The sequence below is a fragment of the Stenotrophomonas sp. GZD-301 genome (genome assembly GCF_049310345.1).
GTDB lineage: Bacteria > Pseudomonadota > Gammaproteobacteria > Xanthomonadales > Xanthomonadaceae > Stenotrophomonas.
Map to the genome: position 1 here is coordinate 81,347 of NZ_JBMOWY010000005.1, position 14,859 is coordinate 96,205.

Annotated in this window: 11 protein-coding genes; 4 read left to right on the top strand and 7 right to left on the bottom strand. The window is 66.1% G+C overall.

Annotated elements, in window-relative coordinates; translation table 11 throughout:
• Nucleotides 1-384: 384 nt before the first annotated feature.
• The 3 genes from ACO6VK_RS01295 to ACO6VK_RS01305 form a co-directional block, all read right to left on the bottom strand.
• Nucleotides 385-894 carry a hotdog fold domain-containing protein gene (locus tag ACO6VK_RS01295; RefSeq protein WP_422505087.1) on the bottom strand — a complete coding sequence of 170 codons (510 nt, stop codon included), beginning with the start codon at nucleotides 892-894 and terminating at the stop codon, nucleotides 385-387.
• An 87-nt stretch (nucleotides 895-981) separates the two neighbouring features.
• Entirely contained in the window at nucleotides 982-3,459 is a 2,478-nt protein-coding gene (locus ACO6VK_RS01300; RefSeq protein WP_422505088.1) for an acyl-CoA dehydrogenase, read from the bottom strand.
• A complete protein-coding gene (locus tag ACO6VK_RS01305) occupies nucleotides 3,456-4,376 on the bottom strand; it encodes an alpha/beta fold hydrolase (RefSeq protein WP_422505089.1) in 921 nt (306 codons plus the stop codon). Before ACO6VK_RS01305 ends, ACO6VK_RS01300 begins: the two co-directional genes overlap by 4 nt.
• Nucleotides 4,377-4,515: 139 nt before the next feature.
• Here ACO6VK_RS01305 and ACO6VK_RS01310 point away from each other — a divergent pair, with 139 nt between their 5' ends.
• Nucleotides 4,516-5,115 carry a TetR/AcrR family transcriptional regulator gene (locus tag ACO6VK_RS01310; protein WP_017354611.1) on the top strand — a complete coding sequence of 200 codons (600 nt, stop codon included), beginning with the start codon at nucleotides 4,516-4,518 and terminating at the stop codon, nucleotides 5,113-5,115.
• Between the two features lie 136 nt (nucleotides 5,116-5,251).
• On the opposite strand, the gene ACO6VK_RS01315 is transcribed toward ACO6VK_RS01310, so the two are convergent.
• The 3 genes from ACO6VK_RS01315 to ACO6VK_RS01325 form a co-directional block, all read right to left on the bottom strand.
• Nucleotides 5,252-8,011: a TonB-dependent receptor gene (locus tag ACO6VK_RS01315; RefSeq protein ID WP_422505090.1), complete on the bottom strand. Its 2,760-nt coding sequence runs from the start codon at nucleotides 8,009-8,011 to the stop codon at nucleotides 5,252-5,254.
• A gap of 442 nt (nucleotides 8,012-8,453) precedes the next feature.
• Complete coding sequence (locus tag ACO6VK_RS01320; protein ID WP_422505099.1) at nucleotides 8,454-9,278, bottom strand: hypothetical protein; 825 nt, start codon at nucleotides 9,276-9,278, stop codon at nucleotides 8,454-8,456.
• A gap of 152 nt (nucleotides 9,279-9,430) precedes the next feature.
• Nucleotides 9,431-10,327 carry an Hsp33 family molecular chaperone HslO gene (locus ACO6VK_RS01325; RefSeq protein WP_422505091.1) on the bottom strand — a complete coding sequence of 299 codons (897 nt, stop codon included), beginning with the start codon at nucleotides 10,325-10,327 and terminating at the stop codon, nucleotides 9,431-9,433.
• 79 nt (nucleotides 10,328-10,406) lie between these two features.
• Here ACO6VK_RS01325 and mtgA point away from each other — a divergent pair, with 79 nt between their 5' ends.
• Genes mtgA through ACO6VK_RS01340 form a run of 3 tightly spaced genes read left to right on the top strand, consistent with a single transcriptional unit; the run spans nucleotide 10,407 to nucleotide 12,608 of the window.
• Complete coding sequence (mtgA, locus tag ACO6VK_RS01330) at nucleotides 10,407-11,159, top strand: monofunctional biosynthetic peptidoglycan transglycosylase (RefSeq protein WP_422505092.1); 753 nt, start codon at nucleotides 10,407-10,409, stop codon at nucleotides 11,157-11,159.
• 38 nt (nucleotides 11,160-11,197) lie between these two features.
• On the top strand, nucleotides 11,198-12,217 hold the full coding sequence (locus ACO6VK_RS01335; protein WP_422505093.1) for a glycosyltransferase family 2 protein: 1,020 nt from the start codon (nucleotides 11,198-11,200) through the stop codon (nucleotides 12,215-12,217).
• Nucleotides 12,177-12,608 carry a CBS domain-containing protein gene (locus tag ACO6VK_RS01340; RefSeq protein ID WP_422505094.1) on the top strand — a complete coding sequence of 144 codons (432 nt, stop codon included), beginning with the start codon at nucleotides 12,177-12,179 and terminating at the stop codon, nucleotides 12,606-12,608. The genes ACO6VK_RS01335 and ACO6VK_RS01340 overlap by 41 nt, the downstream gene beginning before the upstream one ends.
• Before the next feature lie 57 nt (nucleotides 12,609-12,665).
• On the opposite strand, the gene ACO6VK_RS01345 is transcribed toward ACO6VK_RS01340, so the two are convergent.
• Nucleotides 12,666-14,663, bottom strand: coding sequence for an AsmA family protein (locus tag ACO6VK_RS01345; protein ID WP_422505095.1), 1,998 nt, complete (start codon nucleotides 14,661-14,663; stop codon nucleotides 12,666-12,668).
• Nucleotides 14,664-14,859 lie beyond the last annotated feature (196 nt).

Genomic DNA, 14,859 nt, shown 5'->3' on the forward strand with positions numbered 1-14,859 from the left:
GGGACACGCCGTGAATCCATCCCTGGAGGCTCGTAGAAAACATCCATGTTTTCTACGGTCCCGTACCCCCATTCCCACCGGCCTTTGACCTGTGGCGGGCGGTGCAGGGAGAGCCGGGGCAACAGCCATCCCGGAAGGAGTACAGCGTGCCGACCAGCGGTCGGCACCTACCGGGAATCCGCGCGACCCACTGTCAATGGCTGGCGGGTGTGGGTATGTGGGACCGTAGAAAACATGGATGTTTTCTACGAGCCTCCAAGGACGGATTCACGGCGTGTCCCGCATGCCCACACACGCCAGCCAAGCCAGGGAGAATCCAGATGGCGGCTCTGGCTTTGGCTCTGGCGTTTAAAGGCACAGAGCGTGCCGACCAGCGGTCGGCACCTACCGATCGATGACGTGACCGGTGGTGGGCACGTTCCGTGATCGGTCCTGCGGTGAGAGCCACATCTGGATGCGGGCGCTGAAGACGGGCGTGCCGGCGCTGTTGCGGATCTGCACGTCCACCGGCAGGGCGTAGCCGGTGTCGGCCGCGATGATCGGTTGGGCGGGCGTGGCGACGGCGTGCTGGGTGCCCGTCGCCTTGGCCAGGTACTGCACCTCCATGCCCTTGGGGATCCAGCGCATGCCGCGTGGCAGCGAGGCGTCGACCATCAGCCCGGCGGTGAGTTCGGCCAGGTTGCACAGCGCGATCGCATGGACGGTGCCGATGTGGTTGGTGACCCTGCGCCGGTGCGCGATGTGGCCTTCGCAGCGGCCGGGTTCAAGCACGGTGATGCGCGGGGCGATGCTGGCGAAGTAGGGCGCCTTGAAGCACACCGCGCGCGCGAACAGCCATTGGCCGGCCGGCCAGCGCTGCATGCGACGGTACAGGGTCAGCAGGGGAGCGGACATCGGGGTCTCCTGGAAAGCGGCCGGGTGCCGCTGCAATGAAAAACGGCGGACCGAAGTCCGCCGTTCCCGTTTACGTCAACGCAGGCATTACGCTGCTTCCGAGCGCGCGTCCTTGCGTTCGCGATCGTAGTAGCTGGCCGAACGCAGCTCGTGCGGATCGAAGTCGTCCACGGTGATGGTTTCCAGCGTCAGCGTGCGCAGCTCTTCCAGCAGCGTGCGCTCGTCCTGGGTGATCACGCCTTCGGCCACGGCTTCGTCCAGCTGGGTGGTGAAGTCCAGGGCTTCGATGCCCTTGGTCTTGACCGCCTTGATGAACTTGCGCTCGACCGGCTCGGCCATGATCGCCTTGGACAGGTAGCTGTTGATGCGGCCACCCGGGTTGTTCTCGCACGGGGTCAGGAACACGCCGCTGGCCAGGCGGTCGCGGGCTTCGTTGGGTGCCATCAGCAGCGCGGCGACGCGGTGGCCCAGGCGGTCGCCCGGGGCCTCGGCGCGGCGGCCGAACGGGAAGATCAGCAGCCACATCAGCCAGCCGATCGGACGGATCGGGAAGTTGCGCAGCGCGGCCGACAGCGACTCTTCGATCTTGTGCACGCTGTCATGGAAGGCCCAGGCCAGCAGCGGCTGGTCGGCAGCCGGCGCGCCTTCGTCGTGGTAACGCTTGAGCATCGCGCTGGTCATGTAGACGTGGCTCAGCACATCGCCCAGACGACCGGACAGCGATTCCTTGAACTTCAGCTTGCCGCCGAGGGTCATCATCGAGATGTCGGCCATCAGCGCCAGGTTGGCCGAGTAACGGTCCAGCTTGCGGAAGTAGCGGCGGGTGTAGGCATCGCCCGGGGCGGCACCGAAGCGGGCGCCGGTCAGGCCGAACCAGAACGAACGCACGGCGTTGGAGATGCCGAAGCGGATGTGCCCGAACAGGCTGCGGTCGAACTCCTGCAGGCCGGCACGGGTGTCCGGATCCTGCGCGGCCTTCATTTCCTTCAGCACCCACGGGTGGCACAGGATCGCACCCTGGCCGAAGATCAGCAGGCTGCGGGTCATGATGTTGGCGCCTTCGACCGTGATCGCGATCGGTGCGGCCTGCCAGCTGCGGCCGGCGAAGTTACGCGGCCCCAGGATGATGCCCTTGCCGCCGATCACATCCATCATGTCCGAGATCACTTCACGGCTCATGGTGGTGCAGTGGTACTTGGCGATCGCCGACGGTACCGACGGCACGTCGCCGCGGTCCACGGCGGCGGCCGTTGCCTGGCACAGCGCGCTGATCGCATAGGCCTTGCCGCCGATGCGCGCCAGCGCTTCTTCCACGCCTTCGAAGCGGCCGACCGACAGGCCGAACTGCTTGCGGATGCGGGCATAGGCGCCGGTCACCACCGCACCGGCCTTGGCACCGCCACTGGCAGTGGAGGGCAGGGTGATCGAGCGGCCCACGGCCAGGCACTCGTTGAGCATGTTCCAGCCCTTGCCGGCCTTCTCGGCGCCGCCGATCAGCTGGGTCAGCGGAATGAACACGTCCTTGCCGCGGATCGGGCCGTTCTGGAAGGTCGAGTTGAGCGGGAAATGACGACGGCCGATCTCGACACCGGCGGTGTCGCGCGGCAGCAGCGCCAGCGTGATGCCGATGTCGCGGGTGGTGCCGATCAGCCCATCCGGGTCGTACATGCGGAAGGCCAGGCCGATCAGCGTGGCCACCGGGGCCAGGGTGATGTAGCGCTTGTCGAAGGTGAGCTTGACGCCGAGCACCTGCTCGCCGTTCCACTCGCCCTTGCAGACGATGCCGTAATCGGGAATGGAGGTCGCGTCCGAGCCGGCGAACGGGCCGGTCAGGCCGAAGCAGGGCACTTCACGGCCATCGGCCAGGCGCGGCAGGTACTGGTCCTTCTGCGCCTGGGTGCCGTAGTGGTTGAGCAGTTCGCCCGGGCCCAGCGAGTTGGGCACGCCGACGGTGGAGCTGACCACGCTCGACACCGACGCCAGCTTCTGGATCACCTTGTGGTGCGCCAGCGCGCTGAAGCCCAGGCCGCCGTATTCCTTCGGAATGATCATGCCGAAGAACTTGTTCTTCTTGATGAAGCTCCACAGTTCCGGCGGGAGGTCGGCGTAGACGTGGGTGATTTCCCAGTCGTTGACCATCCTGCACAGCTCTTCGACCGGGCCATCCAGGAAGGCCTGTTCGTCGGCGGTGAGCTGCGGCTTGGGGTAGTTCAGCAGGATGTTCCAGTCCGGGTCGCCGGTGAACAGCTGGCCTTCAAAACCGACCGAACCGGTTTCCAGGGCGATGCGCTCGGTCTGCGACAGCGGCGGCAGCACCTTGCGGAACACCTTCATCATCGGCGCGGTCAGCAGCGGCTTGCGGATGAAGGGCAGCAGGAGCGGCACGGCGATCACCGCGACGATGGCGGCGGCCACGATCGTGGCGGTCTGGTTGACGTAGGGAATGAACCAGCAGGCGGCCAACAGCGCAACGCTGACGATCGTCCAGGTGATCAGCCGCATGCGGTGGTAGGCGACGATGGCCCCCGCCAGCAGGATGGCCAGGAAGGGAACGACAATGCTCATGAGCGTGCTCCGGTGACGTGCTCGGTAGTGACGGACTGTGCAACGGCGGAGGCCGAGGGCAACACGTCCAGATAGTCCAACACAGTAGCGGTAAAGGCGCTGTTGTCGTCACCGGCGACCATGTGGGTGGCCTCCGGCAACTGCACGTGGCGCGCGTGCGGCACCAGCGCGAGGAACTCAGCCACCGTCTGCGGGGTGACCAGGGTGCTGCGCCCGCCGCTGACCAGCAGCAGCGGGCATTTCACCTGGCGCGCCGCGTCGGCGAGCGCATCCTGGTGCTGTTCGCTGTCGCGCGCCAGTTCGGCGACCAGGCGCGGGTCCCAATGCCAGCGCCAGCGGCCGTGGCCATCCTCGCGCAGCAGGGCGCGCAGCGAGTCCTCGGACTTGCGCGGACGGTGCGGCATGTACGCCGAGATCACGTCCGCCGCCTGCGACAGCGAGGCAAAGCCGTCCGGGTGCGCGGTCATGAACATCAGGATGCGTTCGACCCCGGCGGTATCCCAACGCGGGGTGATGTCCACCAGCACCATCGCCGAGAACAGGCCGGGCCAGCGTGACTCGGCGAGCAGACCGAACAGCCCGCCCATCGAGGCGGCGACCAGGATCGGCGGTTGCGGCTGTTCGCCGGCCAGCACGATCAGGTCGTCGGCGAACTGTTCGCCGTGATAGGCCAGAGCGGCGGAATTCCAGTCGGAGTCGCCGTGGCCGCGTGCATCGTAGGCCAGGGTCTGGTAGCCGGCGCCGGCGAGGGTCTGCGCGGCGGCGGTCCAGGCATGCCGGGTCTGGCCGAAGCCATGTGCGAACAGCACCGTGCCACGGCGCCCGGGGGATGAGCGGGTGGCGGCCAGCACGGCATCGTGCGCGCCGGTCAGTCGCTCATCGTCAAAACGGGGCAGGGTAGAAGAAGGGGTGACCATACTCGCTAGTATGGACCGGTGCTGGTCGATGTCAATACTTGGGGGTATGGTGAGCAGATCCCTTGCCCTGACTGGGATAGGGCGGTTGCCGATGCAACCACGTACTGCAACCAACCCCAGCGTATGGTTAAATTACCTCATGAATGAACCTGAAGCTTCCGCCGGCGAGCCACGTGCCGGCCGCAACAGCCGCCTGAGTGCCGAGGACTGGGCCCAAGCCGCACTGGATCTGATTGCCGAGCAGGGCGTTGGCGCCGTTGCAGTCGAACCACTGGCCCGTCGGCTGGGGGTGACCAAGGGCAGTTTCTACTGGCACTTCCCGTCGCGCGATGCGCTGCTGCAGGCCGCGCTGGAGCGCTGGGAACTGTTCGAGCAGGAGCAGGTGTTCGGCAGCCTGGCCGACGTGACCGACCCGCGTGTGCGCCTGCGCCAGCTGTTCCAGGTGGTGGCCCACGAAGTGCAGCCGCACATCATCTACAGCGAGCTGCTCAAGGCGCTGGATCATCCGATGGTGCGCCCGGTGATCGATCGCGTGTCGCATCGTCGCCTCGAATACCTGGTGGCATCGTTCCGCCAGGCCGGCCTCAGCCGCACCGATGCCCAGCACCGCGCACGGCTGGCCTATGCCGCCTACGTCGGCTTCCTGCAGCTGTCGCTGCAGCTGCAGCAGCCCAAGCAGGCGCGCGAGGATTTCGAGGCCTACGTCGAGCACGTGATCGAGACGCTGATCCCGGGCTGATCCGCGCTGCATGAACTGAAGACGAAAAGGCCGCGGAAACGCGGCCTTTTTTCATGCGTGCACCGCGTCCGGCGGCGCAAATGACAACGGCCCCTTTCGGGGCCGTTGCTGCATCAGGTACCGATCAGTGGATCGATCAGAACTTCTGCTTGTACTGCATGTACATGTAGCGGCCCGGCAGGTCGTACTGCGGGTCGAACATGTTGTAGGCCACGACGTACGAGGTCGGCGGCTGCTTGTCCCACAGGTTGTTCACGCCCACGTTGATGGTGCCGTTCCACGGGGTGTTGTAGCGGAACTGGATGTCGTGGTACGTGGTGGCGCCGATGTAGTTGCCAGCCGCTCCGTCGGAGCAGTAGGCGAACGCGACGGGATCTTCATCCGGATCGAAGGGGCATTCTTCCTTCAGGCCCGACTTGTAACGCAGGCCGTAGTTGACGCCGAAGTCCTTGAAGCTCCAGTCGACGTACAGGTTGCCACGGATGCGCCAGTACGGATCCTGGTTCAGGTAGGTGCCCTGACGGCCATCAGCCACTGCGTCGGCAGTCGCCTTGGTCTCCCACTTGCTCAGGTAGGTCGCATCCAGGTTGATGCTGAACTGGCCGAAGCTGGTTTCCGGCAGACGGTAGGCGATGCCCAGGTCCCAGCCTTCCACGTTGTACGAGGCCAGGTTCAGCAGCGGCATGCGCACGTTGGTGATGGCGTAGTTCTGCACCGCGGTGCCGTAGGTCGGATCGCGGGTGATCAGCGGGCAGTACACGGCCTGCTGCTGCGCCGAACCGGTGTAGCAGTAGTTCACGATGTCCTGGATGTCCGGACGGGTGATCGCGTTCTCAACTTCGATCTGCCACCAGTCCAGGGTCACGTTCAGGCCGGAGACGAAGCTCGGGCTCCACACCAGGCCCAGCGTCTTGCTGGTCGAGGTTTCCGGCTTCAGGTTGTCGTTGGAGGTCCAGGTGAAGGCTTCCGGACCCTGGCGACCGCCGCTGCCGCCACCCGGCTGCACGAAGTTGCCCGGGACGCCTTCGGCGGCGCAGCGCTGTGCGATCGCGCCGGAGCGGCGGCCGCTGTGCAGCGAGCAGGGATCGACGAAGGTTTCGAACGAATCGGCATCGCCTGCGTACAGGTCGTTGATGCTCGGTGCGCGGAAGCCTTCGGAGTAGTTACCACGCAGCATCAGGTCGTCGATCGGCTTCCAGCGGAAGCCAAACTTGTTGTTGGTGGTGTTGCCGAAGTTGCTGAACTTCGAATAGCGCGTTGCGGCGCTGAAGTCGAGCAGCTTGGCGCCCGGCAGATCGGCCAGCACCGGGATCGACAGTTCCAGGTAGACCTCGTCCAGGTCGTAGCCGCCCTTGGTCGGCTTGGCACCGTTGCCGGTGCTGAGGCCCGAGGCAATGAACGCGTCCGGATCGAACTGGCCGCTTTCCTTGCGGTACTCGTAACCGGCAGCGAAGGCCAGGTCACCGGCCGGCAGCGGCACGATGGTGCCGGAGATGTTGGCGTAGTAACCCTTCGAGATCAGGGTCGAGGAGTCGTGCGCAGTGAAGGCGGTGTAGTTGATCGCATCCTGCGAGATCGAGCCTTCGCCACCCAGCGGGTTGACCGGCACGCAATCCGCGATCACGGCGCCGCCCGGGGCGGTGACGCAGACCGGCTTGCCATCGCGCATTTCCGACGGGCCATAGGCGGCCGCCAGGTTGGCACGGTTGAACAGGCCGTAGGTCAGCACGTTCTCGTCGGTCTTGTCGTAGCGGTAACCGGCATCCCAGTCGAAGGTGCGGTCGGCGAACTCGAAGAAGCCTTCGAAGCCACCGTAGAAGTGCCAGTTCTTGACGTTCTGGTTGAACGAACGGCCGCCGGTTTCGTTGAAGCGGCGGGCAACGCTGGTCAGGTCAACGCCGTACGGGTTGTACATGCTGTTGGCGCTGAGGCGCTGGCCGGTCACCGGCATCGCCGCGAGCAGCTGCTCGGACTTGCGCTCGTTGTACAGCGCTTCGGTCTTGAAGGTGATGTTGTCGGTGAGGTTGTACGAACCGGTCGCGAACAGCGAGGTGCGCTCCTGCGGGGTCAGCAGGTAGTTGTCCGGCGAGGTGTTGTAGCCGTGGATGTCCGAATCGAACAGGGTTTCCGCCCCGTTGATGATCACGTAGCGTTCGCCGTTACGGATGTACGAACCCGGCACACCGGTGGTGCTCTGGCCGCTGAAGAACGGCGGGCCGCCGGCGGAGATCGCACGGTCACCGGCCATGACCTTGCCTTCCTTGACGTAGGAAGCGCCCAGCATCAGCGATGCGCGGTCGGTGGTGGTGCCCAGGGTGAAGTCATAGGCGTCGCGCTCGCCGTCGCCCTGGCTGTACTGGCCCTTGTAGACGTTGGCTTCGGCACCATCGAAGTTGTTCTTCAGGATGATGTTGACCACGCCGGCGATGGCGTCCGAACCGTAGATCGTCGAGGCGCCATCCTTCAGGATGTCGATACGCTCGACCATCGCGGTCGGGATGGTGTTCAGGTCGACGCTGCCGGTGATGCCGGTGGTCCAGCGACGGCCGTTGACCAGCACCAGGGTGCGCTCGCTGCCGAGGTTGCGCAGGCTGATGCCCGAGCTGCCGTCGCCGCCGTTGTTGTACGTACGGTTCAGGGCAGCGCCGCTGGCGGAGATGCGCTGCAGGATGTCGGCCACGGAGGTGACGCCCTGCTTGTCGATGTCGGCACGGCTCAGGCTCAGGACCGGCTGCGAGGTCTCGACGTCGGTGCTCTTGATGCGCGAACCGGTGACCGAGATGCGGTCCAGGTTGGTCGGGTTGGCGGCTTCCTGCGCCTGCGCGGTGGAAACAGCGGCGGACGCGATCAGCGCGACCACCACTGCATCACGCAGCGGGTTGGACTTAACGTTCATTTGCTCTCTCTCTCCAAGGGGAATCTTGGGTACATCACTGGGGTGTCTGCCTGTGGCGAAGCGAAAGTGCGCTTCAAAGACCACTAGGCTGACTCGATAGTAACTGCGGATTCCAAAGAATTAAAGCATCGTTAACAAACGATGTGGACGGCGTGAAGTTTGAAAAGTTTCAGTTAAAACAATGGCTTGATGAGACATATGGCAATTCTGGTCCCAATCATTAAGGCTGTGTGATGAAAATTGGGCGACAAATTTGTCACCGAATGTATCAATGTTCCTATTCAGTTCAGACGGGATGTGGCATGAATGCGAACGTCTCCCATCGCGCTGCGCCGATCCGCTCGCCGGGCAGGTCCGACGGGGCGCCGGGCAGGAGGCGCAGGCACAAAAAAACGCGCTGAAGAGCGCGTTTTTTGTTGGGCGATGCCGCCATCCGACGGAATCAGAGATCCTGTTCGTAGCGCACGTAGGGCACGGTGCCCTCTTCGGTGCTCTCGTTGCGCGGCGCGAAGGGGTTCTTGCCGCGGGTAATGACGTTCTCGGCACCGACGGTCAGCTGGCCGCTCCACGGCGTGCGCCAGGTCAGGCCGACGCCCAGCCCTTCCCACTTGCCGGGCTGGCCGGGGACATCGACCACGCGGCCGATGATGTTCCCGCTGAAATTGCCGTAGCCCGCACCGATGGTGAGGCTCTTGCTGTCCCAGCGGTCCACCAGGGCCGGGGACATGTCGGACAACGGCACCAGGCGCGCTTTGGCATAGGTGCCGCCGATGGACACGAACCCTTCGCGGCCGATGTTCTTCTGGCCGAACACGGTCAGGTCGTTCTGTTCGGCGCGCATCGCCGGGGACTTGTTCGGCCCCGCCAACCAGGCCGGCAGGGTGTCGCGGCCGCTGCCGGCGGTGATGCCGAGGCGGCCACCGGGACGGTTGAAGGCGGCCGTACCGGTGACCCGGCGCGACAGCGTGGCGTCGTCATCGTCGCCCAGGCTGGCGAGCATGCAGTGACTGGCCAGACCGCTGATGCTGGTGCCGCGGCTGCTGTTGCACAGCAGACCCAGCGAATCGCCCGAGGACAGCCCGAAGGCGGCATCGAGCGAGCTGCGGCCGAAGTGCCAGCGGGCACCGGCACTCTGTTCTCCGGTCGGCTCCAGGTACAGCAGGGCCTCGACCTTGCCGCTGCCCTTGTTCCAGATCGGCAGCACGGTGCCATCCTGCTTGCCCTTGGACTGCGCATACGCGCCCGGGATCGCGGTGAGGGCGATCATCAGGGCAAGCGGTAGACGCAGAAGGGCACGCATGGGAACTCTCAGACAGCGGCAATGAACACAAGTTCCCGCCGAAGCGGGATACCGATCCTAGGGCGTTTATGATTTCTTAACAAGTCTTGGTTCTCCCCAGAACAAAACTCGTACGTCGATTACTGAAGACGTTCAGGCGCCGGCGAGGTGGCCGTCGGCTCGCTGAACAGTATGTCCAATTCCGTCAACGGAAAGTGATATTCCCGTCCACAAAATTCGCATCGGATCTCCACGGCGCCGGTGGGTTCGGCGGCGGCGCGGGCTTCGGTCTCGCCCAGCGAGGTCAGCATGCCCTGCACCCGTTCACGCGAGCACGAGCAGTCAAAGCGCAGGGGGCGCTGGGCCAGCAGTTCCGGTGCCTCTTCGTGGAACAGGCGATGCACGAGGTCTTCGGGGGCCACTTCCAGCAGCTCCTGCCTGCCCAGGGTCTCGAACAGCGCGCTGGCACGCGACCAGCCATCGTCGTCGCCCTGGTCGCCGGGCAGCTTCTGCAGCAGCAGGCCGGCGGCGCGGTCGCCATCGGCGGCCAGCAGCAGGCGCGTGGGCAGCTGCTCGGACTGGCGGAAATAGTCTTCGAAGGCTTCGTCCAGGCTGGGCGCGGTCAGGCCGACCAGACTCTGGTAGCGCTGCGGTTCGCGCGGGTCCAGGCCCGGGTTCTCGATGGTGATGGCCAGCAGGGCGTCATCGCCCAGGGCCGTCAGGTCGCGCGGCGCGTCGCCACCGCCATCGGCCAGCTGCACGATGCCGCGCAGGGTGCCCGCCGCGGTGCATTCGGCAAACAGGGTGCGCATCGCGGTGCTGCTGCGCAGCTGGATCGACAGGCGCCCGTCGACCTTGGTGTGGCCGGTGAACAGCGCCGAGGCGACGCTGGCCTGGCCGAGCAGTTCGGTGGCGTTGGCCGGATAGCTGGCCGGGGCGAGGATGTCCTGCCAGGACGCCTGGAGCGTGACGTGGACGCCACGCACGCCGGCATCGGGAAGCAGGAAACGGGTCAGGGTGTCGGTGGTGTGGGTCATCGGTTCGAAGGCTGCGCGAAAGGAGGGGCAGTTGCCGGATAATGCGCCGACAACCGTGCAAGCAGAGGATGCACCACTAATGGGGGCAGAGCGCAGCAACCACAAGGCCGACCCGGGCCTGGACCCACCGCGCGCGCGCCGTTGGCGCTGGAAGCGCCTGCTCTGGCTGCCGGTCCTGTTCGTGGCGATCACGGTCCTGCAGGTGGTGCTGCTGCGCTTCCTGGACCCGCCGGTGTCCACGGTGATGATGTGGCGCTATGGCGAGGCGTTGGGCCAGCGTGACTGGGACTACCGCCTGCACTACCAGTGGCGCGACCTGGACCAGATGGCGCCGAGCCTGCCGATTTCGCTGGTGGCCGCCGAAGACCAGCGCTTCCCCGATCACAATGGCTTCGACCTGCAGGCGATCGAGAAGGCACGCGATCACAACGCCCGGGGCGGGCGGCTGCGCGGGGCAAGCACGATCAGCCAGCAGGTCGCCAAGAACCTGTTCCTGTGGCAGGGCCGCAGCTGGGTGCGCAAGGGGCTGGAGGTCTGGTACACGCTGCTGATCGAAGCGCTTTGGCCGAAATCGCGGATCCTGGAGATGTACGCCAACATCGCCGAGTTCGGCGATGGCATCTACGGTGCGCAGGCGGCGTCGCGGCAGTTCTGGAACAAGGACGCCGCCCGGTTGAGCCCGGCGGAGAGCGCACGGCTGGCGGCGGTGTTGCCCGCCCCGCGGCGCTACAACGCGGCCCGCCCCGGCCCCTATGTGCAGCGGCGTGCGGCCTGGATCCAGCGCCAGGCGCGCCAGTTGGGCGGGCAGGGCTATCTTGCCGAGGAACCGTGACGGTCCGTGCGCACGGGCAGCCCCGTACAATCGCGGCCATGCCCGCCGATCGCCTCACTCTTGTCATTGCCGCGCACAATGAAGCGCAGGCGCTGCCGTTGCTGCACCCGCGCCTGTGCGCCGCGCTCGACGCGCTGGATGGCATCGACGGGCGCATCCTGTATGTGGACGACGGCAGCCACGACGCGACCTGGGCGGTGATGGAAACGCTGGCCGCGCAGGACCCGCGGGTTGGCGTGCTGCGGCTGTCGCGCAATTTCGGCAAGGAGGCCGCGCTGACCGCGGGGCTGGACTTCGTCGACAGCGGCGCGGCGATGATCCTCGACGCCGATGGCCAGGACCCGCCGGAACTGATTCCCGCGTTCGTCGCGCTGTGGCGCGAGGGGTACGACAACATCTATGGGACGCGGTTGGCGCGCGACGGCGAAGGCTGGATCAAGCGCGGCACCGCCGCAGCGTTCTACCGGGTGATCGGGCGCTTGTCCAAGACGCCGATTCCGGCCGATACCGGCGACTTCCGTCTGCTGTCGCCGCGCGCGCTGGAGGCCTTGGGCCAGTTGCGCGAGCGCCACCGGTTCATGAAGGGGTTGTTCGGTTGGGTTGGCTTCCGTCGCAAGGCGGTGCCCTACCACCGTCATGCCCGGCTGGTGGGCGACAGCAAGTTCGGTCTGTGGCGGTTGTGGAATTTCGCGCTGGAAGGCATCACCGGCTTTTCCACCGCGCCGTTGCGGGTGACCACCTATCTGGGCCTGGCGGCGGCGAGCTTCGCCTTCCTGTTTGCGCTGGTGGTGGTGACCAAGGCGGCGCTGTTTGGCGACCGCGTGGCCGGCTGGCCGACGATGATGGCGGTGATCCTGTTCCTGGGGGGTGTCCAGCTGATCGCGCTGGGGCTGATCGGTGAATACCTGGGGCGGCTCTACGAGGAGTCCAAACAGCGGCCGCTGTACCTGATTGACACCTGGCAGGCGCCGATCGTGGCAGACTCGGCAGCGCATCCCGTCGGTGGAGAGCAAGGCCATGACCACGGTTCGACAGCTGTTGGAAGGCAAGTCCCCTGAGGTTTTCGCGGTTGCCCCGGACACGGCGGTGATCGATGCGATCCGCCTGATGGCCGAGAAGGGCATCGGTGCGGTGCTGGTGATGGAGGGCCGACGGCTGGTCGGCATCCTGTCCGAGCGCGATTACGCGCGCAAGATCGTGCTCCACGAGCGCTCGTCACGGACCACCCCGGTCAGCGAGATCATGACCGCCAAGGTGGTTACCGTCGCGCCGTCCGAACAGGTCGAGCACTGCCTGCAACTGGTTACCGACTACCGCATCCGGCACCTGCCGGTGGTGGACGGCAGCGGTGTGCTCGGGGTGATTTCGATCGGCGACCTGGTCAAGTCGGTGATCGACGAGCAGGCGCAGAAGCTGGATCAGCTGCAGCAGTACATCGTCGCCGGCTGACCGTCCCGGTGCGGACGCGGTGGGTACCGGCGGTCGGCCGGTACTCCCCGGCAGACCTCACTTGGCGTAGTGCCCACCGCAGTCGCTGTCCTTGCCCGGCCCGGTCTCGATGGTTGCCAGCAGCGCGGCGGGCGGGGTGATGCTGCCCAGGGTCAGGGCGATCGCGCCACGCAGGCCCAGCGCCTTGAAATCGGGGCGGAACGAGGGATCCTTGAAGGTGCCGCCGATGCGCAGCGGCGAGCGCAGCGCGAGGATGCTGATGTCCTTGGGGCGCGGGCGCAGCAGCAGGTCCAGCTGTTCCTGTTTCAGGTCGACCGTGCCTTCGCCGACGATCAGTGTGTCGGTGGTATCGAGCGCCAACGCGCGTGACCGCATGACGCCGTTGCCGACGCTGAAATCGCCGAAGCCGCAGCGCAGCGGAATCTGTTTGTCGCCGGTGAACAGGAATTTCAACGACTCGGCGACGTCCAGCCCGGCCAGTTCCATGATCAGGTTGCCGACATGGCCACGGCCGATCGCCACGCCCACGTTGCCATCCGAACTGCCGAGCATGGCGGCCACCGAGTTGCCGGTGCCGGCCAGGTCGACGTTGCCGCTGATGCCGCCGGAGGCCTGTTCGGCCAGCTTGGCATCGGGGAAGAGGCGGCCGAGCTGGACTTTGCGGATGGTGGCCTGCAGGCGGGTGGCGATGGTGTTCTTGCGCGCATCCAGGCGGATGGTGCTGCGGATGTCGCCGCCGGCGACGCCGAAGTTGAGCGGCTCCAGGCGGAGCAGGCCGGCATCGAGCTTGAGGTGCGCATCCATGTCATCCAGGGGCAGCACCGGCGAGTTGATGCGTTGTGCCTTCCAGCGCACGTCGGCATCCATCGCACGCAGTTTGGTCAGGTTGTAGGGCGTGTCGGGCAGCACTTTGGCGCGCGCCGCCAGCGCGGCTGCCTTGGCCTTCTGTTCGGCATTGGCCGATTCGCCCGCGCCGGTTTTCGGCGGGGCGCCGATGAATCCGGCCAGGTCGTCGAAGTCCAGTCGTTTGGAGACCAGGTCGGCTTTGAGGAACGGCCGTGGGCCGCTGACGTCGATCTGCGCGGTGCCGCCGAGGTCGCTGTCGCCGGCAGTGCCGGTAAAGTTCTCGTAGCGCCATATGTCGTTGCTGCGCTTGAGCCGCCCCTTGAGCCGATACGGCGGTGTGGAGGGAATGGCCAGGCCGATCAGCGGGTACAGGTCTTCCATGTCCTGTCCGCTGAGCATCAGCTCCAGGTCGAAGGTGCGCAGTGCGAACGGATTGGTCAGTGTGCCGCTGGCGATGGCGTGGGTGCCGCCGGCGCGGCCATCCAGGTGGATGCGGAACGGGTGGTCGCTGTTGGTCAGTTCCAGCGGCGATTCGGTGTTGCCGTCGAGGGTGAACGGGTTGCCTTTCCAGCGGCCCTTGCCCTTGACCAGCAGGGGCGGTGCGCTGTCCTGGCTGCGCGGTTTGCCGCTGTTGAGCGCGACGAGGACGTCGGTCCTGCCGGCCGCATCGAGGAACTGCAGGCGGCCGTCGTCGACCAGCAGGCGCCGCAGTTGCGGCGGGTTGCCGGTGGAGGGGCCAAGAAAATCCCAGTTGCCGGGGGTGTCCTTGCCGGGGCCGGTTTCCAGCAGCAGGTCGGGCCGGGTCAGGCGCACTTCGGGAATGCGCACTTCACCGCGCAGGAGCGGCCAGACGCGGATGGCGATCTCGGCACGATCGGCGGTGGCCATCTGCGGGGTCTTCGCCCACTCGGCATTGGCGAAGGTGAGGCGGTCACCGCGGATGACGGTGGTGCGGCCGAGGTCGACGTCGAGGTCGCCGTTGATATGGAACGCGCGGCCGGTCTTGGCCTGTACCGCGCGTTCGACCGGTCCCTTGAACCAATTCCAGTCCCACAGCGCAAGAAGGATCAGCAGCGCGGCAAACAGGAACAGCAGGATGGCCAACCAGCGCTGCCCGCGCTTGCCGGGACGACGCCAGCGCCAGCGGCGCGCGGCAGGAGGAAGTGCGGGAGACGCAGCAGGGGAGTCGACGGTATCCACATGTTCCATCCTTGCCTGTTCATCGTGCAGGCAACGCGAAGCATTGGTAAGGATGGTGTCAGGGTGGGGGCGCGACGGTGGCAACTGCTACGTCAACGGCAACGGCCGTTGTCTGCGGAGGGTGCTGATTGGCGTGGCGCGGGTGGGTTTACGGGACACGCCGTGAATCCGTCCGTGGAGGCTCGTGGGCGCCATCCTGGGCGCC

Excerpts from the sequence above, each read along its gene's own strand:
- ACO6VK_RS01295 (WP_422505087.1), bottom strand. The coding sequence starts at position 894 with ATGTCCGCTCCCCTGCTGACCCTGTACCGTCGCATGCAGCGCTGGCCG.
- ACO6VK_RS01340 (WP_422505094.1), top strand. The coding sequence starts at position 12,177 with ATGACCACGGTTCGACAGCTGTTGGAAGGCAAGTCCCCTGAGGTTTTC.
- ACO6VK_RS01335 (WP_422505093.1), top strand. The coding sequence starts at position 11,198 with ATGCCCGCCGATCGCCTCACTCTTGTCATTGCCGCGCACAATGAAGCG.
- ACO6VK_RS01320 (WP_422505099.1), bottom strand. The coding sequence starts at position 9,278 with ATGATCGCCCTCACCGCGATCCCGGGCGCGTATGCGCAGTCCAAGGGC.
- ACO6VK_RS01325 (WP_422505091.1), bottom strand. The coding sequence starts at position 10,327 with ATGACCCACACCACCGACACCCTGACCCGTTTCCTGCTTCCCGATGCC.
- ACO6VK_RS01315 (WP_422505090.1), bottom strand. The coding sequence starts at position 8,011 with ATGAACGTTAAGTCCAACCCGCTGCGTGATGCAGTGGTGGTCGCGCTG.
- mtgA (WP_422505092.1), top strand. The coding sequence starts at position 10,407 with ATGGGGGCAGAGCGCAGCAACCACAAGGCCGACCCGGGCCTGGACCCA.
- ACO6VK_RS01300 (WP_422505088.1), bottom strand. The coding sequence starts at position 3,459 with ATGAGCATTGTCGTTCCCTTCCTGGCCATCCTGCTGGCGGGGGCCATC.
- ACO6VK_RS01305 (WP_422505089.1), bottom strand. The coding sequence starts at position 4,376 with ATGGTCACCCCTTCTTCTACCCTGCCCCGTTTTGACGATGAGCGACTG.
- ACO6VK_RS01310 (WP_017354611.1), top strand. The coding sequence starts at position 4,516 with ATGAATGAACCTGAAGCTTCCGCCGGCGAGCCACGTGCCGGCCGCAAC.
- ACO6VK_RS01345 (WP_422505095.1), bottom strand. The coding sequence starts at position 14,663 with ATGGAACATGTGGATACCGTCGACTCCCCTGCTGCGTCTCCCGCACTT.